The following is a 23,051-nucleotide window of genomic DNA, read 5'->3' on the forward strand; positions in this document are numbered from 1 at the left end:
TCCTTACGGACGTATCACCTGCGGTACTTCTTCTGCCCGCAGCACTTCTTTTCGGCGGCGGAATTCCTCGTAGTGAAGGCCGCGCCCGTCAAGCGCCATCTCCCCGACCTGATTGTCATAGGGGTCTGCGCGAAATTCCGGCTCCGGGAAGCCCGTCTCCCCAAGTATACGCGCATTTGCCGCCATGCGCCATGGGTCTACATTGCCGAAGTAGAAGCGATGCAAGAGCTCGTCTCCGCGCTTCCAAGCGGAACCCCCGTAGGATAAATCCGCGGCCCGCCAACCGAACGAGGGAGTGTAGAATCGTACCCAATCGTGGGCGCCGATAAACTTAGGCTCTGTCTTTAAGCCGCTCTCCCAGCGCGCCGGGATTCCGACCGCCTCGCAGAGCGATAGGAATAATAGAGCCTGAATGCCGCAGTCGCCGACGCGGTCCATCGCGCAGCGCTCCGCCATCCTGTCCAGACAAAAATAAGAGGGCATGAAGCTGTAGCGCACCTGCTTTGTGATGAAGTCATAGAAGCACTTTGCCTTAACGAGGGGCTCTGTCACGCCCTCGGTGAGCGCCGCAGCAAGGCTCCTCAGATATGCGCTCGGCGGAAACAAGGCACTGTCATATCCGCTCTCGGTTCGCTTTTCTGCACCGTACTTTGTTGTCTCATTTTCCGACTGCTTCTCTGCTCTGCCCTCGGCTTGCATTCTCTCCGCAAGTCCGTAGACATCGCGGTAGCGCTCGGTATGCAGAAAACGATAGCTTACAATAAAGGGATGGTTTTCCCCGAGTCTTTCCTCCCAAAAGACCACGCGCTGCGCCGCGCTTTCCGCGCCGAGCTGCCCGCCGGCACTCATCTCTTCGAGCGCAATGTCACCCTGCTCTTCCGTAACACGCGGCAGAGGAAGATAAGCTCGAACAAGAGCCCCTTCCCGGAAAAATGCCTCCTCCAGCTCGAGCTCCGCGCGCACTGTGATGCGCACAGAGAGTTCCCCTTGCGCCCGCATCTTTTCCGCACTCTCTTCAAGCAGCCTGCGGTCACTGCCGGGAATGCGGTGTCCCCGTTTCTCCGCCGCTTCCGCAAAGAAGGAATCGGTCTTACAGAGTGAGTCAAAAAAACGCCCGAAAAAGTGGGCTTCCCCGTCCAGATAACGCCAAAAAATTTTGCCTTTCATGAGAAGGGAATCAAAGTCCGCCTCCGAAAAATTCGGAACATAGCGCCGCACAAGTTCCAGCGCTTCCGCCCTTGTATAGGGATACTCCGCGGGCAAACGGCGCAATATTTCCAGCTCCGCGCGGAAGCGTCGCCGCTCCTCCGGAAGACACTCTCCCGTCTCAAGCAAATGCTGCAAATACGCCTCTGCCTCTTCTAAATTCCCGCGCTCCTTCATCTGCTGCACAGGAGACGGAAGCGGCAGGTACATGCTTTCAAAAATGCTCTTTCCCATTGCACCCTCCTTCTCAGTCAACGGCAAAGGGATGCCCGCATTGCGGACATCCCAAGTAAGATACACTGTCACAAAGACTCTGCTGTTATAGGAATAGCCGCAGCAAAGCGCCCATGCCGAGTCCGCAGAAGTTTCCGATTGCCGCGCCAAGCACGCCCATCAATACGCCGATTCCGGCATAGGAAGCGTCATACGCGGATGCCACAATGGGTGCGGAGGCCGAACCGCCGATGTTTGCGAGCGATGCCGTCGATACCATGCAGAGGTCCCAGTGGAAGACCTTCGAGAGCAGATACATGAGAAGCACGTGGATGACCAGGATGAAGAGTCCGTATACCACCCACATGGGCGCCGAGAGCAGGTCGGATACCGACGCGGTCGATGCGAGCAGCGAGACCACCACATAGAGGTATACATTCGAGAGCTCTTCGACCGCCGGGAGCTTGCCGAGCGAAGTGCCCGCACAGATGAGTCCCAGGATACTGACAAAGACCGTCGTCAGGGTACCCTTGTCAAACATACCGAGCCCCACGCCCGCGAGTGCCGCATTGCAGCTCTTTCCGACCATCTGAGAGAGAGCCGAAACCATGAGCGAAAGTCCGATCAGGAAAATCCAATCCGCACTGGTCGCAGCCTTCTTCTCCTTTGCGACCTCGGCATTCGCACTCTCCGCAATGGCCTGCAGCGTCGAAGTGTCTGCCTTGACCGAAGCGTTCCAGCGCCCCGCATACTTCACCGCGAGCAGGAGGAGCGCAATCCAGACCGAGTAGCAAACGGTATCCAGCGCAAGCGCGCAGCTGTACGCACCGGCATCGACCGGAAGCGCCGCCTGCATGGCCGCCATGTTCGCAGAACCGCCGACCCAGGAAGCATAGAGCGCCGCAACCGCGCCCCAGGTATCCGTGCCGAGCGTCCCCTTAAAAATCGGGTAGCCGATCAGGAAGCCGATTGCTAAGGTCAGCGAGCAGCCGAGGAAGATTGCCACCATGCGCCCGCCGAGCTTTGAGAGCTTCTTAAAGTCGCAGCGAAGCAGCATGACAAAAATCATGGCGTAGAGAATGTTGTTTTTGAGCGCCGAATAGGTATTTGCGCAGGCCTCGGAATTGTAGAGTCCCATGGTGCAAAAGACCATGTTCAGCACATAAATCCAGACCAGCGGCGGCACAATGTTAAAAATCTTCGCCTTGGTCTTTTTCTCCAGGAACAGCAGCATCCCGGCAAGGAAAATAAGAAACGCAATGTAGGTAAACCCGTTGGTGATCATCTCTTTCTCCCCCATTTTTTATTGTTTGATGCTCAATCCAGGTAACGCAAGCCCTCCACGCCGCGGATGCCCATGCCGGCCTCATCCGAAACCGTGATAAACTTCTCTTCAAAACGCGCACCGCCCAGTATCGGGTCCTCACTGCAGAGCACCGGACCGTCCAAATCGATGCGGGTAAAGACTTTCTTTGCGCAGGCAAGCTCCACCGCCGCATTCACCGAAATCTTAGCCTCCAGCATGCAGCCGATCATGCACTCCACACCGTAAATCTCCGCCGCAGCCGCAATCTTCAGCGCATTATAGATACCGCCGCACTTCATAAGTTTAATGTTGATGAGATCCGCCGCCCGCTGTTCCAGTACCCGCATCGCATCGCGCGGAGAGAATACACTCTCATCCGCCAGTACGGGTACAAAGCTATGCTCGGTCACGTATTTGAGGCCCTCGATATCGTGCGCCTTGACCGGCTGCTCGACAAATTCGAGTTTTAGTCCCTGCTCCTGCATCTCATTTAAGATGCGCACCGCCTGCTTTGGCTCCCAGGCCTGATTTGCGTCAATGCGGAGGCGGATGTCTGCGCCCGCCACCTCACGCACTGCCCGAAGCCGTGCCACATCGAGCGTCGGGTCTGCGCCGACCTTTACTTTCAGGCAATCATAGCCGCGTGCAATCGCCGTTGCGGCATCCCGCGCCATCTCCTCCGGCGCGTTTACACTGATGGTGATATCCGTGACCAGCTGTTTTCGCGCGCCGCCGAGGAGTTTGTAGACCGGAAGCTTATAAAGCTGTCCGTAGAGATCCCAGAGTGCCATATCCGCAGCGGCCTTCGCACTGCTGTTTCCGTGTACACAGGACTGAACAAGCTGCATCAAATCTTCAAAGGCATCGATGTCTTTGCCGAGGAGATTTGGGATGATGTGATCCTTCAGCGCCCCGACTATGGCACCTGTGGTATGCCCGGTCACCGCGCCCGTCGGCGGCGCCTCGCCGTAGCCCACCTCTCCCGTGTCGGTGTGAATCTCGAGGATGATATCCTCGACACTCGTCACCGTGCGAAGTGCTGTCTTAAACGGAACCCGCAGCGGCACCGAAATGCTTCCGAGCCGAATCTCCGTGATTTTCATGCCCCTCCTCCTTATCCCCCGGCGACATGCGCGAGTCTTCGCTTCCGTGACCTTCCCCGGCTTTCACCGCAAGCTGACCCGATTCATGCCCTGAGCTTGGAATTATTATACAACAATATCATTATATTAGCAATTATTTTATGCACTTTGACATCCCTGTGCGTAAAAAGAGCTTCCCGCCAAAAAGGCAAAAGAACTGCTCTATAAAACAGAAAAGCGGCCTGCAAATCCGTATGAAATCGGACTTGTAGGCCGTACAACTCTGTTTGAACACTTAGCCGCCTTCTTTTATTATGACAGTTCTATTCTCCGCGCCAGAAGCTCCGCCGGCAGATTGGGAGAGGCTTCTCTGCACCACTCCGCTACGCCGGTTTTCGGGCTGTATTCGTAGGCAAGCCCCGCCTGCAAAAGTTTTCTTCCCGTCGCAAAGACCTCACAGTCCGCTGGCAGGCTCCGGAGAAACGAAAGGTCTTCGAGGCTGTCACAGTTCCCGAGCCTTACGTATCTCAGTTGATGCAAAGTGTCGAGCGGAACGAGCGTCCGCAACTTGGCGCAGTACTCCAGGCATAACGACTCTAAGCTACTGAGCTCTGTCAGAAACGAAAAATCCGTCCAGGAGGAATTGTTTTTTACGCGAAGCGCCCGAAGCGAGGACAGTGCTTCCAGTCCGGCCGGGCTGTTCGGCCGGTTGCCGTATACATAGAGGGATGTGAGTTTAAGCTTGCCGATGTAAGCAAAAGACTCCAGTGTGGTTCCGCTCAGCGACAATGCTTTAAGCCGCGTAAGCTCAGAAAGGCAAGCGCCGCTCTTCTTACTTATCCTACCGGAAAGACTAAGTTCCTCCAGCGTATCCGCATAGTCCGGGAGCGCTGTGAAATCCGCTTCCGTGAGACCGAGGCTACGCAATCGTTTCAACGCTTTTAAGTCATGAAGCCCCTCACCGAAGCAGCCTGAGACCGCTTCGCTAACCCGCTGCAATTCCGGAAGGCCTCCAAGCTGCCCCGGCTCCGTCGCACAAAATTCGATTTCCGGGCGAAGGCGAAATAAGTCATTGAGCTTCTCCAAATCCGACGTGCTCGGTCGATAACCTCCCCAGGCGCGAATCAGCCGTATCCCGACATCCGCCAACAAATCCGCCAAGTCTTCCGACGTGAGCGCCGCTTCAAAGTACGCTGTATCGCCGCTGATTTTCTCGATCATTGCTATCAACACTCTCTTCCGTAAGCTGTTTTTACATCCGTCTCATGTGCCGGAATCGCGGTAATCGCTGCCTCCAAGGCTCTCACAATGTCTTCAAGCGGCATAGACGGAACGCCGGGTTTATCCGCTGTCTGCTCCGGGATATAGGGCACATGAATGAATCCGGCCTTGGCGGCCTTATGATGTCGATTCAGATGATACAAGACGCCGTACATCAGATGATTGCAGACATAGGTTCCCGCGGTGTTCGAGAGGGCCGAGGGTAAGCCGGCTTCCCGTATGGCCTCTGCCATCGCTTTCACCGGCAGGGTCGCAAAATAGGCGTTTTCGCCGTCCGCGAAAATCGGGACATCGATTGGCTGCTGTCCCGCATTGTCCGGGATTCGCGCATCGTCCACGTTGATGGCCACACGCTCCGGCGTGACCGCAGCTCTGCCGCCCGCCTGCCCGATTGAGAGCACAAAGTCGGGTTGCTCTCGCTCTATGGCCTCCGCAACCAGCCGTACGGACTCCCCGAATACCGTCGGGACTTCCAGCTTTACAATCTCCATGCCGGCAATCTCCGGTTTCACGTGCTTCACCGCCTCCAGCGCCGGGTTAATCGTCTCGCCGGCAAACGGCGTAAAGCCGGTCAGCAACAACTTCATATCGCCCCTCCTATAGACTTACTGTAGACTTATCCGATAAAACCGCTTCCGAACAGAAACCCTGCTTTCACTTTATCGGTAATGAATCAACAACACCGCCTTGGCGTCCTTCTTGCCGACATTCTTATAGGAATGGGCTACGGAGCCATCAAAGCAGATGGCATCGTCTTTCTTTAGGAAGTACTCCTCACCTCCGGTTTCCAGAATCAGCTCTCCCTTCAGCACTATCAGATACTCAAAGCTGTTCGTGGAATGCCCGACGGAAGTGTGCTCGCAGCCCGGCTCTGCTTCCATCTGGTACAGCTCAAAGTTTCGATCCGCGGTCTTCGCATAATAGTGAAAGATATGGTACTTGTCCTCCGAAAGCGCGGAAATCTCCTTTTTCCGAATTTGAACCGTAGCCTTTTCCTGCGTTTCCAAGAGCGCGGAATACGGCAGCTGCAGCGCTCCCGCAATCTTCCATATCGTATTGATGGTGGGGTTCGCCTCCCCCTTTTCGATCTGCGAGAGCACTACCTTGCTGACGCCTGCCAGATTAGACAGCTGACCCAGTGTCAGATTTCTTTCGTTTCTCAAACGCTTCAGATTGTATGCGATGATTTCTCCGGCTTCCATGGCAGCCTCCGTGATTCAAAAATTATAATTTACATCTTGTGTGTTTTATTTTTCAGTGGTATTCTGTTCCCATTCATTTTATTTTACACTTTGTTCGTTTTAGTTTCAAGGAGGGGATGATGAAACAAAAATCCCTGAAAGCTGCCTTTCCCTATACGCTTCCCATCTTCGCCGGTTTCTGGTTCCTGGCGCTTGCCTACGGCATCCTGATGAATGTGAACGGCTTTTCCTTTGTTTACCCCATGTTCATGAGTATGCTTATCTACGGCGGCTCCCTGGAATTCATTGCTGTCTCCATGCTGATGTCTGCCTTTGCGCCGCTCACAGCGTTTACAGTGACTCTTCTGGTTCAGGCGAGGCACCTCTTTTACGGCATTACCATGTTGGACCGCTTCAAAGGTATGGGGTGGAAAAAGCCCTATCTCATCTTCGGCATGTGCGATGAAACTTTTTCGATTAACTATACGGCAGATATACCCGCCGATGTGGACCGCGGCTGGTTTATGTTCTTTGTGACCCTGCTGAATCAAATCTACTGGGTTTCCGGCGCAACCATCGGCGGCATAATCGGCTCTCTCCTCAAGTTTAACACCGAAGGCCTCGACTTTGTCATGACCGCGATGTTTGTGACCATCTTTATGAACCAGTGGATGAAGGAGAGGAAAAAATACACGGGCCTCATCGGAATCGGCGGAAGTTTACTCTGCCTACTCCTCTTCGGCGCGGATGCTTTCATGCTCCCCGCCATGCTAGTGATTTTACTCCTCTTAACGGCATTCCGAAAACCGATTGAGATAGCCTACGCGGAAGGAGAAGTGTCCGAATGAGTCCCATGAGCTTACCCGAACAAATTGCCACCATCGCCATCTGTGTTTTCGGCACGATGCTGACCAGGTTTCTGCCCTTCCTCATCTTTTCCTCCAAAAAGCCCACGCCGAAAACGGTTCAATATCTCGGCAAGGCTTTGCCTTGCGCGGTGTTCGGCCTTTTGGTGGTATACTGCCTAAAGCATGTCTCCGTTTTCTCCGGCTCTCACGGAATTCCGGAGTTCATCGCAATCTCGGTTACCGCCGCCCTGCACCTATGGAAAAAGCAAATGCTGCTCTCCATTGCCGCAGGCACGGTCATCTATATGCTCTTACTGCAGCTTGTTTTTTAGCCTAGGCGAAAAGAGTCAGCGTTAGCTCCAAATGTTCGCCTTCCCATTTCGGGATTGCACTTTGCTTCCGTCCGCCGCCATTACCTTTATTCCTACTTCAAGATCTGCCCCCGTTTTCACGCAGTCTCAAACTTGGGTTTGGTAAAGAAAATGGACGCAGAGAACCCGCAAGTCTCAAAAAGCAGACTAGCGGGTTCTTTTTTGATTCTTTTTCAATTCTTTTTCGGTTCTGATGCGAGTTCTCTTTCAAAGCTTAGCTGAGCTTCCAGATGAAGTAGCCAAAGGGCGGCATTTGATATCCGCCGCTTAAGGCTACCTGCTCTCCGCGCAAAAGATCCGTCGCCGTGCCTGCATCCGCCCCGTTAAAGTGTGCGTGATACGCTTTGTCCTCGGCATTTAAACCGATCCAAATTCGCTCTCCCTCAAATTCGCGCTCAAATACCAGCTGACGGTTCGTGAGCACAATGCTCTTATAATCGCCGTGCGTGAGCGCCTTATGGCTCTTATGAATCTCCGCAAAGGAGGCGATGGCATCCGTTAGCTCGTTCCATTCGGGCGAAGCAAGTTCCGGGCGTAGGGCATCGTCGCTGCCATGGCCCTTTTCACCCAAAATGCCCCACTCGCTGCCGTAATAAATGCAGGGGATGCCCGGCATGCCGAAAAGCAGGCAGTAGAGCGGCGGCAGATGCCGCTTTTCCTTTAGGATACTCGCGACGCGAGTCACATCGTGATTGTCCGCAAAGCTAAGCAGATGCTCCCCCTTATAGATGGCATGACTTTCTTTTCCGAATTGACGGTTCAGCGCATAGTTGATTTCAAAGAGGTTCAGGTCGTTAAAGCTCGAGTACAGCCCCTTATAGCACTCGTAGTTCGTGCAGCTGTGGAGCATCTCTGGATTCACGATGCGCTTATAGTCGCCGAACAGAATCTCCCCGAGCAGGAAAAAGTCCGGCTTCACGGAATCGCAGAACGCGCGGAGCTTCCGCATAAAGTTCGGGTTCAGACAGTAGGCCACATCCAAGCGCAGGCCGTCAATCTGAAATTCCTCAATCCAGGCTTTGATGCAGGAGAAAAGGTAATCCGTCACCTGGGGATTATCGAGATTTAACTTGACCAGCTCAAAGTGCCCTTCCCAACCCTCATACCAGAAGCCATCGTTATAATTGGAATTTCCGTCGAAGTGGATGTAAAACCAATCCTTATACTGAGACTGCTCCCGCTTTTGAAGCACATCTTGAAAAGCCCAGAAGCCGCGCCCCACATGGTTAAAGACGCCGTCCAAGACCACATGAATGCCGTTCTCTTTGAGTGCCTTGCAGACTTCCGCAAAATCCGCATTGCTGCCGAGGCGGCAGTCAATCTTCGTATAATCCCGCGTATCGTAACCGTGGCGGTCGGATTCAAACACCGGCGAAAAATAGACCGCATCCGCATGCAAGCGCTTTAAATGCGGAATCCACTCAATGACCTTCCGAATTCGGGGCACAAGCACGCCATCGTTCTCCTTCGGGGCGCCGCAAAAACCAAGGGGATAAATCTGATAAAACACACTCTCCGTTGACCACATATTGACTCTCCTTAACACCGTAATGCCATTCTCCCGATTCCCGCTCCGCAAAACCGTAGGCATCGTTTCCGATGCAGCAAAAGCAATCGAGTTCGCAGACTTCTATTCTACACCGCTTTTCCAAACTCCGATAGCGGGGAACACGAGCATCTCTAAGCTCACTTGCGATAACAATCAATCGGTTCCCCGGATTTTGTTTTCCAGGCAGTCCAACCATTGCAAGCTGCTCCCATGATAAATTCACCACAGGCAGAGGGAGATGTCAGTTCAATATCTTCCATCAGTTTTCCATCTTCCACCTTGGCTCGGTTCCTTTTTTCATCGATAATCGACGACAGTCCGATTCCTGTTTCTGTCGCAACATCACTTCCCTTTAAAAGAATAAATGTACCGCTCTTTACCCGCATTTCGCCTCGCAACAAGGTGTTTCCGAACCTTTTAACTTTCCTTGCAAAATGATAGATCCCATCCGGTATTTTTGCCCGATCGCTTGCCCGATAACCGCGTTCAGACTCTTCAACGTCCTTTTCTGCCTCGGCTTCTTCGGAGTTGGTAATCAAATCAAGCCCCAGAATATCCAACATCTTATAGACCTCGGCAAGGTAATCATCACAGTTCTCCACATCATCTGTGTTTGCCGTACCGGAGCTTGTCGTAAGCGTCGTATTGTGGTACAAATTCAGCTCGTTGATTCTGTGATTTAAGACGTCTTCCAAATACTGAATGGTACCGTCATTAAAAAATGTGCGCTCCTTAAACTGTGTCAGAATATAGCAATCGGACCAGTTCGCATATTTATCGTCATGCGCAGTGGGGCGATTTGCAAGACCGTTTTTTGACTTTCCCACATAGAGCACATCTTTTCCGCGTGCGTTTTTTCCAAACAAAATGTACACGATGAATAAATTCGGTATCACAAATCCCGGATTCAAGGCTTTTAGATTGGGGTACGGAATCTTATATATCAGAATCGTGCTATTCGGTTTCGTCATCTCGACCGCGCCGTCGTTGTACTTGATGATATATCTGCTCGCCATCTTTACCGCTCCTCGTATCAGCTTTCTATCACTATACCATGCCAAGCGAAGGATACAACAAAATGCGCCTCCGTTATTCACAGAGACGCATCCCTTATATCCATTCATTTCTAAAATTCGATTGTCAAGTATAAGCCCTTTTCGCTTACGCTTTCGCCAAAGCATCATTTCTTGAAAGCAGATAGACGCAATATTGATTCATGCTGATTCCTTCCGCTCTCGAATGCTCTGCCAAAGATTTGTGTGTCTAAGTCACCGGGTTCCGATATCAGAAGGCCATCCTCGAGGGCGGCGGTCAGCCATTCACGCTTTGCATCGATAGCATTCGATACGACATGCTAAACGCTTTCCCCCACTGTAATGCAACCGGGCAGTTCCGGATAGCGCGCCACATATCCGCCCTCATCCAAATCAGGCACAATCTCCAACTTATAGGGAAGATTCATATAGTATTCAACGCTCTTCATCTGATACCTCCTCCAGGACAACATCTCTTACCATTTCAACATACACTCTCTTAATCGGTTCATCTTTCGGAATGGTAATCGGATTGTGTCACATTTGGTGTCAACTTTTCAGATCAATTCAAGTCCGTCAATTCGCATGCACCGTATCCCCCTTCTCTCCCCTTCTTCTCTCACCCGCTCAAACGAAACATCCCCCTCTTCAAAATACAGCCGATTTCCCGTTTCGTTTAAGTGCGTAATCAGAATCGAGAGCTTGGTATCGCGGGCGCTCGAAAACAGTTGAACAGAGTCTTCATCGCGTTTTATCGGCGCAAAGAAGGCCTCCATACTCTCATGCCGCGCATAGCGGAGTGTTCCCTGCCACTCATTCGGCTGATTGGTGAGATCCGCTCCCACTCCCGGGAGTTCGGCGCGCGCTGTCTCACAGGGCAGCGGTCCCGCTCCGTGGCGCGTCACATAGCTCCGCGTCACATAGATTGCCTCATCCAGCGTGAGACCCAGTTTTGCAAGGAAAGAGGCCGGATTGAGCATCCCTGTCTTTGAGGAAGTCAAATGCGGCGCATAGGCTTCATAGTCCTCGTCTAAGAGAAGTCCCTGGCCGCTCTCGAAAATGAGGTGCTCAAATTGTGAAAGCCAATCCCGGTTTGCATCCACCAAAGTCAGAAGACCTATGTTCGCCTTCACTTCCGCGACGTAATTTTGAAGCACTGTGTCATTTTCCAACAGTTCAAAGTACGGGTTCTCGCGTTCTATGCCGAGCGCCGCCGCTCTTTCTTTTGTGTAGCGTGTCCGCAGCTCCCGCAATCGCTGCAAGAGCTCTGCCGCATTACATGCGGCGACTTCCTCTATGCTGAGCCCGTAGCCCGCGCGGTTTCGCTGCACGCATTCATCGATGCCCATGCCGCAGGAACCGTGCCGCGCATCGCCGCGGGCTGCTTCCGCGCCCATGTTAAGGAGCACATCGTCTATGGTTGTGACGCGCGCTGTTTTCTCGGAATAAAGCAAGGGCACAAAGCCGAAAAGCCGCGTAAAGTCCGCGACTTCCTTTCCGAGCTGATAGAGATCCGGCATATAGTGTTCCGCGAACAGCGTCGGTGCCCCATACTCTGCCCCGGCACCGATCTGGTGGTGTACAAAGCGCCAAGCAACCTCCGCATCTTCCACGGTGTGCCCGGCCTGCGCGCCGCCGTTGTGTTTAATAATCAGCGGCTTCCCGAGAACGCGAGAGAGGCTTGCTGTCGCAAGCCCCTTTCCCTCATCTCCGAAATTTTTCCCGATGACCGCAATGCTTCTCATAACTGAATGTCGGCGTCTGCCTGCAGCGAGAGCTGCGCAAGCGCCGCACTGATAACCGGTCGGTTCAGCTCATCCCAGCGCGATATAACATCCTCCCGCGCCTCGCCCTTTTGGAGCTGAATGGTGCTGATGATGATTTCCGGCAGACAAGCCGTGCTCTCGCGATCCAGCACTATGCAGTGCCCAGGCAGAAGTTCCGCATTCTCCTTGTTTTCGTGCCCTATCATAATATGGAACACATGGAAGGACTCCTCACCTTCCCGTAAAAGACCCTCCCTCGTGACTTCCCCCGGAAGCGCATCCCCGATAACGCGCTCTACCGTAGCTCCTACGGACCCACTGCGAATCTCCGCATTATCCCCTATGGTAAACAAAAAGCCCTTCTGCTTTCTCTTCCGAATCGCATCGATGTTCGTGTGTCTCGCCAAAAACTCCCAGAGGCAGGTGGGAACCACCTCTCCGCTTCCGCCGTTTTCAAAATAGAGTTCCAAGAGCTGCTCCGCAATTCGGATGTCCGATTCAAACTGCGTAACCTGCAGCGGTGACTTGTCCTGAAAATCTCCGTAGGCCGCGCACATGAGCGCCGGGTCTTCGACCGCGCCGGTGGAATAGAGCTTGGTAATCAGCTCATTCAGGGCGCCGGTTGCAAGCTCCACCGCGAGATAGCCCATCGAAGCCGTCACATCCAGACCGACCACAATCGGCGTGGTATTCGGGTGTTCCTCCGAGTCAAAACACTCTCGGGTGCCGATAAACTTAGGATCCATCTTCGGGTTGCATTCTGTTCTCTTAAAGACCTCTCCCACGCTCTGCCCGTTGGAGAGTTTTCTGCTGTTTTTGAGTTTCTGCCAATCCGCCGCCGAATAACTTCCGTAACCCATACTTTCCTCCTGCCTCAATCCATTTTTGTAAAACGATGGCCGCCAAAGCCGCCTTCAATCACCAGGTCCCAAGCCGCAAAGTCCGCGTAGGCATCCGCTGCGGGTTCCGACGTAAGAAAAACCTCCAGCTCTCGCGGGTGATGCACATCTTCCGCAACCGACTTCGCCGCCTCCCGGAGATCCCGCAAATCCCGCTTGCTCTCTTTCTTCTTTACATCGCGCCAATCTCCGAAGAGCATGCCCTCATGTGTAATCGGGTTGATGAATAGGCTTGCCGCGGTCATGTTCCCGTGCTCCAGTTCCGAATACTCGAGGGCGCAGCAGATATTCTCCATGCGGGAGATAACCCAGGCCAAATGTTCCGATGCGAACGGCGCAAATACCTCCGCAGGGTAGAAATACGGCTTCCGCGTATAGACGAGGCCAAGCTTCCCCTCGTCCAGATAGAGTTTGCTCTTCAACTGCGGAAAACAACGGACCAGTTTCACATCCGCCGCGGGAAAGGCGAGCTTAGAAAGCCCGCGTAAAAAGGCATTTGCCCCTTCCTCACGATCGAATACATAGACCACCGTTTCCCGGCAGAGATAGCAAATAAGCTCCGGGTAGGAGTATCGGTCCATGTAGGACAGCGTCAAGGTTTTCCCGTTCTGCATGCGATAACTTACGCTGCCGTTTTCTTCCCACAGCGTGTCTCCGCTGTAGTCCTGCTCCTTCGCATCCGCCTTAGCCTTATAGTAGGACAGCAGCTTCTTCCGGAATTCCGTATTCCCTTTTAACTCAGCGTCCGACAAAAAGGCTCTTGCCCCGCAATACGAACAGCGAAAGCCGCCCGCACTGCTGAGTTCCAGCTGTGCGCCGCACTGTTTACAGATATACTGAATCATACGCTTATTCCAAAATATATCTTGCTATTCTTAGTTCGATTGCATTTAGATATTTGATTGTCCGGATATTTATGGAGCAAGTGTCCGCATCCTTTCGGTGATGCTTCGAATTTGCCTAGCTTCTCATCGCAGCCGTATGGTACAAGCAAATCCCCCCTGCTCTCCGTTTGCAAAGGATAGTTTCCAGCGGTGCCAATCCGCTACTTGTTTGACAATCTTTAACCCAAGGCCATGCTGTCCGGTGCCGGACTCCCACGCATAGCTTCTGCTGTTCAGTCTGCTAAGAAGTTCTTTTGATACTCCTTTTCCGGTGTCGTCAAGCTCCAGAAAGACATGGTTTTTCCGATCCTGATACAGCTTCATTTCGATTCTGCATCCGCCTTCATTATGCCGAATCGCATTATGAAGCAAATTCATGATCGCTCTCTCCACCAGATCTTCGTTAAAGTAAAGTTCCAGATCCTGAAGGCTGTCCTCGATTTCGAGTGTGAACCGATATCTCTCATCCTCCGTCTGATTCATGATATCGGTGAGGGTCTTTCGGAGAAAGCGGCTGATTCTCACTTTCTGTTTTTCAAATTTCCCTGCGCCAAACTCCAGTTTGCCGGAAAGGTTCAGATTATCCACGAGCCGACGGAGCCGGATTCCTTGTGTCTCAATAGACTTCGCTCTTTGCCTGACCTCTTCCTCCCCGGTTGAGGCAGCTATCATTTCCGCATTGCCCATTACAATTGCAAGCGGGGTGCGAATATCATGTGATACGCCTGCAATCCACTCTGTACGCTCCTCTTCCCTTTGCTTTGCGCGCCGCTTCTGTATCCGGGTCGGAACTACCACCAGCACAACGATATTGGATAAAAGCAGCAAGGGAAATATCTTTACGAGGTAATTGATCAGGTTCACATCAAACTCAAGGGTATATTTCCATACCTGATCTTTGTTTCCTCCGACTACAAGCAGGCCCTGCTCGAAAACATAGGTGTGAACCGGATAATCCTCAAGATAATATCTGGTAAACCTGGCAACATCCTGTAAAGTATAGGTTTTTCTGAGCGCTTCGGGGAGCGCTTCACTCCACAGAATGTTTCCGTCTTTCCCTAATATCATGGCAAACTGCCCGTGCTTCAAAAGACGTTCCGCTTCTTGCTCATCCAACACATATGTTCCGTTGTTTACCGACAGATGTGTCAGTATCTCCGGCGGATTCTGATAATCGACCGAATGAAATCGAATCACCGCAAGCCCAAAAATCAGCAAATCCGTAAAGAACAGAAAAGTCATCATCAGCACAATTCCCGTAAGCAGCTGCAGCCTATTTCCCACTCTTCGCTTCATGATTCCTTCTCCAACTTATAGCCGAGCCCCCGTACCGTGATCAGGTATTTGGGCTTCGACGGCTCTGCCTCTACCTTTTCTCTCAAATGGCGCATATGGACAATCAGTGAACTCTCCAAGCCAAAACTGCCGTCCGGCCAGAGGGCGTCACACAGTGCGTCTGTTGTGACGATTTTTCCCCGGTTTCGGAAGAGCACATGAAAGAGTGCCAGTTCCTTTGCGGTCAGCGCAGTCTCCTTTCCATTCCGTGTAACAGTGCCGGCATCCATTGAAACAAGCGTTTCCCCGAGACGAGCCGACTGTCCCTTCTCCTCAAAATGATAGGTTCGCCTCAGCACCGCGCCGATTCTGAGCAGCAGTTCCTTCGGAAGAAAGGGCTTGGTGATGTAGTCATCCGCGCCGAGTCCCAACCCTTTTAGGCGTGCTGTGTCCTCATCCCGCGCAGACAAAAAGATTACCGGCGCATCATACAGATTCCCCGTCTCTTTCATCCGTGAATAGAAATCAAATCCATTCCCGTCCGGAAGCATGACATCCAGCAGGATCAGATCGTAGTGCTGTTTCCGAAGTTTTTCTTTCGCCTCACTGCAGCTACCGGCAACATCGACCTTCGAATAATTTTCTCTTTTGAGAAGTTCCGTTACAATGTCTGTCAGTTCCTTTTCATCGTCTATCGCTAATATTCTGCATTCGCTTCTATCCATATGCAGACCTCCGAATCTTTTTCATACAATGATTTGAACGCCTCGAGTGTACTTACGCATGGTTCACACGACACGCTTCCGTATGCCCGGGGTGCTTTTACTATACTGTATCCCGAAATATCCCCCAAGGCTTTTGCGCTTTCTTAATGTAAGCATAAGGTCAGCGCAAGGTTCGCATAGTCTTCACCCGATATCCTGTCATTGTAAAACAAGCAAGGAGGACAGAATACGATGAACTATATTCTGGAGACGAACCACCTGAGTAAACAGAGCGGTAACACCTACCGCGTAAACGATCTTTCCATGGCCGTTCCCGAGAACTGTGTCTACGGCTTTCTCGGACCGAACGGAGCAGGCAAAAGCACCACGCTCAAGATGATTCTCGGGCTGATTCACCCGAATCAGGGCAGCATCAAAATCTTTGGAAAGGTCATGAATTCCGCAAACAGGCTGTCTATTCTCAGGCAAACGGGGAGCCTGATTGAAAACCCGGGCGGATACGGACATCTGACCGGTCTTGAGAACATGCAGATCATACAGAAATTGAAAGGAGTCAGTGAGGCAGAAATTGCTCCCGCTCTGAAGACCGTACGTCTCTATGACCAACGCGATAAGAAACTCAGCAATTATTCTCTCGGCATGAAGCAGCGGCTCGGTATCGCTATGGCAATCTTGGGGAATCCGAAACTACTGATTCTGGATGAGCCGACCAACGGTCTCGACCCTGCCGGTATCCAGGAAATGCGTCAGTTAATCTGTTCCCTCCCGAAAGAAAGGAATATGACCGTTATCATTTCCAGCCATCTCCTCAGCGAGATTGAACAGATGGCCGATCAAGTCGGCATCATCCACCACGGTCGCATGCTCTACCAGGGTACTCTTGCCGATCTGGAAACCCAGGGAGACAATCTGGAAGATGTCTTCCTTGAAATGACCGGCGGGAAGGAGTCTTTATGAATCTGCTTGCCGCATTTCCAAAGTCGGTCGCTGTTGAGTTTAAAAAATCCCGGCATAAGCACTCTTTTTTACTGCTTGCAATCGCTGTCCTGTTAAATTACTTCTATCTGTTTCACGGAAATACGCCCGATCGGCAGGCCTGGTACAATGTGTTCTTTGCCATTCCGATGATCAATACTCTGATTCTGTCTGTCCTGATGGCTGTCCTTGCCAGTCAGTCGGTGGACATGGAACATAAAGGTAACATGTGGAATCTCCTTCCGACACTGGAAAGCAGAGCATCTATCTATCTCGGCAAGCTTCTCTACGGGTTCATACACTTGACCTTGTTCTGCTTACTACAGATGGGAATGGTGATTCTGATGGGGAGCAGGCTCGGATATGAGGGCAATATTCCGTTTTCTCTGATCGGAATCACCTTTTTGGCAGAGCTGGTCAGCGGAATGATTGTCTATCAACTTCAATGCCTTTTGTCACTCCTGTTTCCCAGTCAGTTCGCAGCGCTTTCAATCGGCTTTGGCGGCACGCTGACCGGTCTGTTCCTCGCCTATGTGAGCACCAAGGCCTGGACTCCTTGGTCTGTTCTCCTCTCCCTGAGTCCCATCGGTATGGATTATCAGAGGGCAACGAGAACCGTGACACTTTTCCTTAGACAGCTTACGCCGCTCGAGATTCTGACTGCGCTCGTTTACCTTTTCGGTATTTTCCTGCTGGGTCTCTATCTTTTTACCAAAACAGAACAAGGGGCACTCAGCATAGGCACAGGCAGGCGCAAAGCATCCAAGTCCGTTCACAGCGGACTCCCTGTGGAACTGATCAAACTGAAGCGCAATCCCATATGGATTCCTTTTCTTCTGATTCCGCTGATTTCCGCAGTCATCGGAACCTTTAATTTCACGCAGAATCAGGGCATTTTACAAAACACCTGGGAAGATCTCTGGACGCAGCAGTCCCTGTTTCTGGGTATCTTTTTCCTCGCGCCTCTGGTTGGAATTCTTTGCAGCCTTCTGTGGCGAATGGAGCATCAAGACAGCAACTGGAACCTGATTCTGACAGTCACCACACCCGAAAAACTGGTTAAGAATAAGTGGTTGACGGCTGTACTTCTCTCATCCGTCTGCATTTTGTGGATTGCTCTCATCTACCTTTTCACCGGAAAAATCATACTGAGACTTCCCGGAGAGGTGCCAGAACTGTTTTGGATTCGGATGCTAAGCGCCGCTGTCTGCCTCTCTGCCGTAAGCGCTGTGCAGAGCATGTTGTCTATGATTTTCCGCTCCTTCGCCGTTCCCATCTCACTTGCTTTTGTCGGGAGCATTGCAGGTCTTTGGCTGACCGTCAAAGGTGCTTATTATGCCGTTCCGTATTCAATGCTGATCTATGGAATGGGAAGCAGCTCGATTACCGGGGAATTGAATGTTCCCGTGCTTCTCGCTTCCTGCTGCTTCTATGTCCTCGCAGCGCTTACATGCAGCATCATCTTCCTAAAAAAGTCGGATGTACGCACGCATGTTTGACTGTCATATACGCCGGGCTTCGCAGCAAGAATCAGAACTGCCCGAACCCGGCAATGTGGTGTCAGACCATACTCCGGAACAAACAGAGCAGGCTCTACCGAACATAGCGTTTGGTAGAGCCTGCTCCTCTTTTTTGCCTGTGCAACACAGAAATTAAATCCGAATGGTTCCGGTTCTCTGTCACGATTTGCCTCGATTCGATTTTTTATCAAATCGTTCTCGCGGAAGTGTTATCAAAGGTGCATTACATATATCTGGCACGGATTCCGTTCATCCCATAAAGTCGGAAACAGCTCAAATTCCTTGAATCCGAGCGACCGATAAAAACGGTTCGTGGCATCGTACTCGGGATATCGCCCCATTTGTACTGTCTTAACTTGCATGAATGAATATCCGTAATTTCGGGTCGCTTTCTTTGCTCGCTCGAACAGTTTTCTTCCCACGCCTTTTCCGTGATAGTCTTTTAATACGCCCAACACAGAAAGTTCTACGGTTTCTTTTCCCGTCTCTTTCAGACAGAGAAAACCGATTGCTTTTTCCGCATCTAAGGCCGCAAAAAACGGCTGCTCGGCACTTTCTTTTATGTATTGCTCTCTTGCTTCCGGAATACCGAACCACTCGGGAAGTGCTTCCAGTACCGTTCGGGAAATCCTCTGCTTTTCTGTCGCTTCCTCTACGCTGACAATTCTTATGCCGGAAGCACCCGGTGTACCGCTGTCAGCTGCAAAGTGATATACGAATAAATCGACCATTCTTATCCTCCGTCGTATCTTCGATTTACTTGCGTATGTCGAATAGAGACTCCGCAAGATTTGTCTGTTCATACGCCACAATCACATCGTTGTCAATTCAATTTTATCATTTTAACGAGAAGGATGATTGTAAGGTGAACTAGGACAATAAAAAAGAGCCGCTGACGAACTCGTGGTATGATGAAATTTGCTTCACTGCCACAGTTGCTTTCCACAATACCCATATATTATGCCCATCCGTACTCCGCCTACGAACGCGGACTGAACGAAGAACAGAACCGGATCAATCAACTCCCTCGAAAATCCTTTCATTACAGTTCGCCAGGGGAATTATTTCAGACTGTCCTACCTGATCTTGCAATCCAGCAACTACTTCTTCTTGGCAACAATATAAAATCTGTGAATGCTCCCCTCAAGCAGTCCATCTCTTTCAATGCTTTTCTGTGCCTCAAGCAACTGTTCAAAGCAGCTTTCAACAGAAAAGCCCGGAAACTCCCATTCGATAATTCTTGCAAACCAAACAAGAGCTCCGACATCAAAGAAACGAATCGGCCGTCGGACTTCTCCGCTTTCCAGTATCTCAAAACCATGTGCGAGAAGTTCCGCTTTTCTAACCTCCAGATATTGCTTTGGATATGGTACTTCTGTGAGCTGAGGAAGCAGCAGCTCAACCAATTCCCGATCATTTTCGGCGCCTACCTGCTGTGTTAGGAACAACCCTTCTGATTTTAATACGCGCTGCAGTTCCGCAGCGTCATAGTCTCCATGCCGGTTGGTGACAATATCAAAGCTTTGATCGGAAAACGGAAGCTTATCTTCTCCTCCCGCCGCTTTGAACTCAATTCCCAACGGGAGCAAAACCTTTTTGCACAGTTCCACATTCGGCGGATAGCCTTCGATCGCTGCCGTATTTTCATAGGGGTGTCGAAAAGTAAGCAAAAACTCTCCGCCACCGGTTTCCATATCCATCAGTTTCATGCTGTCGTTCCGATATTTCTGAATCATCTTTCCAAAATCCCACGGTAAATCATCTTCTTCCGTATACCTGCCATGAATATGAGAAAAATCCCATCCGTGAATACGGGCGATTTCCTCCTCTCTTTTCCAGCTTTCCTTTCGTTGTTCTACCGTCATATGAACTTCCTTCTTCTCAGGCATTTCTGAAAACCATAATATTTAATTAGTAACTTACACCTTATATAGCCTGCCCCAGCAGCCAGTCAACCACATTCACAACCTGCACACCATTGTAATTTCCCTGGCTGAAACGATCCAAGGTAAGAATGGTCTTTGGATAGTTATCCCGCACTTTCTGCAGTGGAGCTATTTCCCTGTCGAATGTTGTCTGTTCCGTCAGATTTGCTGTCACCTGATAATATTCATAGATCCCATCTTTCTTGACAACAAAGTCAATCTCCAGTTCTCCAAGCTTTCCGACCCATACCTCATATCCACGTCTCTTGAGCTCAAAGAAAATCACGTTCTCCAATGAAAAGCCAAGATCATACATTTGCTTCGGAAGAATAAGGTTCCGGATTCCGAGGTCCGAAATATAATATTTTGCCACATTTTTCAGAAGCTGCTTTCCAGATATGTTGATGGGACTTACTTCATAGAAAATATAAGGCTCCACTAGCGCTTCAACATAATCAGCCACTGTGGACTGAGAAACTTTTCTTCCCGTAGATGTGATAAACCCAGCTATTTTTTTTACGGAAATCGGGCTTCCCACACTGCCTGCCAGAAACCTGGATATGTTTTTCAAAAGGCTTACATCGTTGATCTTCCGCTTGTTCGGATCATCGCTCTTTCGCATTTCCCGTTCTTCGATATCTTTGATCAGAATGGTATTGTAGATTCCCTCCAGATAGGTATGAACTTTGTTTGTATCCTTTCCAAGCATTGCCACAAAGGGAAATCCGCCGAACCCCAGATAGTCAGAAAATGTCCTGTCAGGATCTTTGTCTCCCGCCGCATCCATATATTCACGGAAAGACAACGGCAACATATTGATTTCAACATATCGGCCTGACAGAAGCGTTGCCAGTTCGCCTGACAGCAGAAATGCATTGGACCCGGTAATATAGACGTCTACTCCTTCCTTGATATAGAGACTATCTACCACCTTTTCAAACTGGTTCACCTTCTGAACCTCATCCAGAAAAATATAGACCGGCCGCAGCTCTCCTATCCTTTCGGTAATGTATTGATACAGATTCTTATAATCTAGGAGATCCTCATATGCCAGATCCTCGAAATTGATACTGATAATCTGTTCCTTACTGACGCCTTCGGCCTGTATTTTCTCCCGGTATTCTGCGAGAAGTGTCGACTTGCCCGATCTGCGGATTCCGGTAATCACCTTGATTACCCTCTCATCTTTCCACTGATCAAGAAGCTCGAGATATTCCTTTCTCTGTATCATAAAAGACCTCCTGTCTAATCTACATTCATTGTAATGCAGGCCAGACAGAAGGTCAACATGTATCCCGATTTCGGTATAAATATCTGTATTATTTATTTATGTCCCGGTTTCGAAATTTATTCCAACTCAATCGTCCCCGGCGGTTTCGAGGTCAGATCGTAGAACACGCGGTTCACGCCCTTCACCTCGTTCACGATGCGGTTCATGACGGTCTGGAGCACCGCAAACGGAATTTCCGCGCACTCGGCGGTCATGAAGTCGTCCGTCTTCACCGCGCGGAGCGCAACGGCGTAATCGTAGGTGCGGAAATCGCCCATCACACCGACGGAGCGGAGGTTCGTGAGTGCGGCAAAGTACTGGCTGAGCTCACGCGCAAGGCCTGCTTTCTGAATCTCCTCGCGGTAGATGCTGTCTGCCTCCTGGACTATCTTCACCTTTTCCGGCGTGACTTCGCCGATGATGCGGACGCCGAGTCCCGGGCCCGGGAAGGGCTGGCGGTACACGAGTTCTTCGGGGAGACCGAGCTCTAAGCCGACCTTACGCACTTCGTCCTTGAAGAGGTTGCGGAGCGGCTCAATGATTGCTCGGAACTCAATGTTTTTCGGCAAACCTCCCACGTTGTGGTGGGACTTAATCACCGCACCCTTGCCGAGTCCGGATTCGACCACGTCTGCGTAGATCGTGCCCTGGCAGAGGAAATCGACCGCGCCGATTTTCTTTGCCTCGCGCTCAAAGATGCGAATAAATTGCTCGCCGATAATCTTCCGCTTCTGCTCGGGCTCTTCGACTCCCTTCAGCTTCTCGAAGTACTCGGGGCCCGCATTCACGCGGATAAAGTTTAAGTCGTACTTGCCCTTCGGTCCGAAAATGGCTTCGACTTCATCGCCCTCGTCCTTCCGAAGGAGGCCGTGATCCACGAAGACGCAGGTGAGCTGCTTGCCGATGGCCTTAGCCATCAAAGTCGCCGCAACCGAAGAATCCACGCCGCCGGAGAGCGCAAGGAGCACCTTGCCGTCGCCTACGGTCTCGCGGATGCGCTGAATCTCTGCCTCCGCGAAGCTGTCCATCTTCCAATCGCCCTTGCAGCCGCAGACATCATAGAGGAAGTTGTGAATCAGCTCTTTGCCGTACTCGGTGTGCTGCACTTCCGGGTGGAACTGCGTCGCGTAGATGTGACGCGCCGTATCCTCCATGGCCGCAACCGGGCAGTTCTCGGTGTGCGCGGTCACAGTAAAGCCGGACGGCACCTTGGAGATATAGTCCGTGTGGGACATCCAGCTGGAAATCTCAGCCGGAACGCCGCGGAACAGCGTTGCATCCGTCTTTACTTCTGTCTTGGTCTTGCCGTACTCGCTGACCGGCGCGGTCTCAACCTTGCCGTCCAGGGTGTGCGCAATCAGCTGTGCGCCGTAGCAGAAGCCGAGAATCGGGATGCCGAGCTCAAACACCTTTTTATCAATGTGCTGGCTCTCCTCTTTGAAGACGGACTGCGGTCCGCCCGTAAAAATGAGTCCCTTCGGCTGCATTGCCTTTAACTTGTCCAAATCGATGTCGGAAGCATAGACCTCCGCATAAACGCCTTCGTCGCGCACGCGTCTTGCAATCAGCTGGTTATACTGCCCGCCGAAATCCAACACTATAATCTTTTCCTGTTGTTCGAGTTCCACGTCGCTCTCCTCTCTGAATAATCTCCCGTCATCATATCACATTTGCGGGCGGCGCAACAATCGACAATCATGTTTCTCCGCGCAAAACGAGTATGCATCACGGTTAAACCAAA

The 23,051-nt window shown here is 51.3% G+C and carries 21 protein-coding genes and 1 pseudogene; 4 read left to right on the plus strand and 18 right to left on the minus strand.

Features of this window, described 5'->3' with window-relative positions; all coding sequences use genetic code 11:
• Positions 1–3 precede the first annotated feature (3 nt).
• The 6 genes from QU660_RS07075 to QU660_RS07100 form a co-directional block, all read right to left on the minus strand.
• Positions 4–1,440 (minus strand): transglutaminase-like domain-containing protein, encoded by a 1,437-nt coding sequence (locus QU660_RS07075; protein WP_304945828.1) that lies wholly within the window; start codon positions 1,438–1,440, stop codon positions 4–6.
• A gap of 85 nt (positions 1,441–1,525) precedes the next feature.
• A complete protein-coding gene (locus QU660_RS07080; protein WP_304945829.1) occupies positions 1,526–2,704 on the minus strand; it encodes a DUF819 family protein in 1,179 nt (392 codons plus the stop codon).
• 32 nt (positions 2,705–2,736) lie between these two features.
• A complete protein-coding gene (locus QU660_RS07085; protein WP_304945830.1) occupies positions 2,737–3,828 on the minus strand; it encodes a dipeptide epimerase in 1,092 nt (363 codons plus the stop codon).
• 291 nt (positions 3,829–4,119) lie between these two features.
• On the minus strand, positions 4,120–5,037 hold the full coding sequence (locus tag QU660_RS07090; RefSeq protein ID WP_304945831.1) for a hypothetical protein: 918 nt from the start codon (positions 5,035–5,037) through the stop codon (positions 4,120–4,122).
• The gene (pcp, locus tag QU660_RS07095) at positions 5,034–5,675 is read right to left on the minus strand and encodes a pyroglutamyl-peptidase I (protein WP_304945832.1); all 642 of its coding nucleotides are present in this window, start codon (positions 5,673–5,675) and stop codon (positions 5,034–5,036) included. Before pcp ends, QU660_RS07090 begins: the two co-directional genes overlap by 4 nt.
• A gap of 72 nt (positions 5,676–5,747) precedes the next feature.
• On the minus strand, positions 5,748–6,290 hold the full coding sequence (locus QU660_RS07100; RefSeq protein WP_304945833.1) for a helix-turn-helix domain-containing protein: 543 nt from the start codon (positions 6,288–6,290) through the stop codon (positions 5,748–5,750).
• 119 nt (positions 6,291–6,409) lie between these two features.
• Here QU660_RS07100 and QU660_RS07105 point away from each other — a divergent pair, with 119 nt between their 5' ends.
• Both QU660_RS07105 and QU660_RS07110 read left to right on the plus strand, forming a co-directional pair.
• Positions 6,410–7,117, plus strand: a complete 708-nt coding sequence (locus QU660_RS07105) for an AzlC family ABC transporter permease (protein WP_304945834.1) — start codon at positions 6,410–6,412, stop codon at positions 7,115–7,117.
• Between the two features lie 5 nt (positions 7,118–7,122).
• Positions 7,123–7,449 (plus strand): branched-chain amino acid transporter permease, encoded by a 327-nt coding sequence (locus tag QU660_RS07110; protein WP_334306934.1) that lies wholly within the window; start codon positions 7,123–7,125, stop codon positions 7,447–7,449.
• Between the two features lie 253 nt (positions 7,450–7,702).
• On the opposite strand, the gene QU660_RS07115 is transcribed toward QU660_RS07110, so the two are convergent.
• The 8 genes and pseudogenes from QU660_RS07115 to QU660_RS07150 all read right to left on the minus strand — a co-directional run bounded on the left by QU660_RS07115 (position 7,703) and on the right by QU660_RS07150 (position 15,620).
• Entirely contained in the window at positions 7,703–9,016 is a 1,314-nt protein-coding gene (locus QU660_RS07115; RefSeq protein WP_304945836.1) for an alpha-amylase family glycosyl hydrolase, read from the minus strand.
• A 158-nt stretch (positions 9,017–9,174) separates the two neighbouring features.
• Positions 9,175–10,053 (minus strand): DUF4357 domain-containing protein, encoded by an 879-nt coding sequence (locus QU660_RS07120; protein WP_304945837.1) that lies wholly within the window; start codon positions 10,051–10,053, stop codon positions 9,175–9,177.
• 145 nt (positions 10,054–10,198) lie between these two features.
• Positions 10,199–10,520, minus strand: a pseudogene (locus QU660_RS09850) (type II toxin-antitoxin system HicB family antitoxin).
• 108 nt (positions 10,521–10,628) lie between these two features.
• Positions 10,629–11,816 (minus strand): adenylosuccinate synthetase, encoded by a 1,188-nt coding sequence (locus QU660_RS07130; protein ID WP_304945838.1) that lies wholly within the window; start codon positions 11,814–11,816, stop codon positions 10,629–10,631.
• Positions 11,813–12,697, minus strand: a complete 885-nt coding sequence (locus QU660_RS07135) for a hypothetical protein (protein WP_304945839.1) — start codon at positions 12,695–12,697, stop codon at positions 11,813–11,815. Before QU660_RS07135 ends, QU660_RS07130 begins: the two co-directional genes overlap by 4 nt.
• Before the next feature lie 14 nt (positions 12,698–12,711).
• A complete protein-coding gene (locus QU660_RS07140) occupies positions 12,712–13,581 on the minus strand; it encodes a hypothetical protein (RefSeq protein WP_304945840.1) in 870 nt (289 codons plus the stop codon).
• A 123-nt stretch (positions 13,582–13,704) separates the two neighbouring features.
• A complete protein-coding gene (locus QU660_RS07145) occupies positions 13,705–14,865 on the minus strand; it encodes a sensor histidine kinase (protein WP_304945841.1) in 1,161 nt (386 codons plus the stop codon).
• Between the two features lie 47 nt (positions 14,866–14,912).
• The gene (locus tag QU660_RS07150; protein ID WP_304945842.1) at positions 14,913–15,620 is read right to left on the minus strand and encodes a response regulator transcription factor; all 708 of its coding nucleotides are present in this window, start codon (positions 15,618–15,620) and stop codon (positions 14,913–14,915) included.
• Between the two features lie 231 nt (positions 15,621–15,851).
• Here QU660_RS07150 and QU660_RS07155 point away from each other — a divergent pair, with 231 nt between their 5' ends.
• Positions 15,852–16,577 carry an ABC transporter ATP-binding protein gene (locus QU660_RS07155; RefSeq protein ID WP_304945843.1) on the plus strand — a complete coding sequence of 242 codons (726 nt, stop codon included), beginning with the start codon at positions 15,852–15,854 and terminating at the stop codon, positions 16,575–16,577.
• Positions 16,574–18,094 (plus strand): ABC transporter permease, encoded by a 1,521-nt coding sequence (locus tag QU660_RS07160; protein ID WP_304945844.1) that lies wholly within the window; start codon positions 16,574–16,576, stop codon positions 18,092–18,094. Before QU660_RS07155 ends, QU660_RS07160 begins: the two co-directional genes overlap by 4 nt.
• A 233-nt stretch (positions 18,095–18,327) precedes the next feature.
• Here QU660_RS07160 and QU660_RS07165 read toward each other — a convergent pair whose 3' ends face one another.
• The 4 genes from QU660_RS07165 to guaA all read right to left on the minus strand — a co-directional run bounded on the left by QU660_RS07165 (position 18,328) and on the right by guaA (position 22,938).
• Complete coding sequence (locus tag QU660_RS07165) at positions 18,328–18,846, minus strand: GNAT family N-acetyltransferase (protein ID WP_304945845.1); 519 nt, start codon at positions 18,844–18,846, stop codon at positions 18,328–18,330.
• Between the two features lie 369 nt (positions 18,847–19,215).
• Complete coding sequence (locus QU660_RS07170; protein WP_304945846.1) at positions 19,216–19,980, minus strand: methyltransferase domain-containing protein; 765 nt, start codon at positions 19,978–19,980, stop codon at positions 19,216–19,218.
• Between the two features lie 61 nt (positions 19,981–20,041).
• The gene (locus tag QU660_RS07175; protein WP_304945847.1) at positions 20,042–21,271 is read right to left on the minus strand and encodes an ATP-binding protein; all 1,230 of its coding nucleotides are present in this window, start codon (positions 21,269–21,271) and stop codon (positions 20,042–20,044) included.
• 116 nt (positions 21,272–21,387) lie between these two features.
• Positions 21,388–22,938 carry a glutamine-hydrolyzing GMP synthase gene (guaA, locus tag QU660_RS07180; protein WP_304945848.1) on the minus strand — a complete coding sequence of 517 codons (1,551 nt, stop codon included), beginning with the start codon at positions 22,936–22,938 and terminating at the stop codon, positions 21,388–21,390.
• Positions 22,939–23,051 lie beyond the last annotated feature (113 nt).

The organism is Stomatobaculum sp. F0698 (genome assembly GCF_030644385.1).
Taxonomy (GTDB): domain Bacteria; phylum Bacillota; class Clostridia; order Lachnospirales; family Lachnospiraceae; genus Moryella.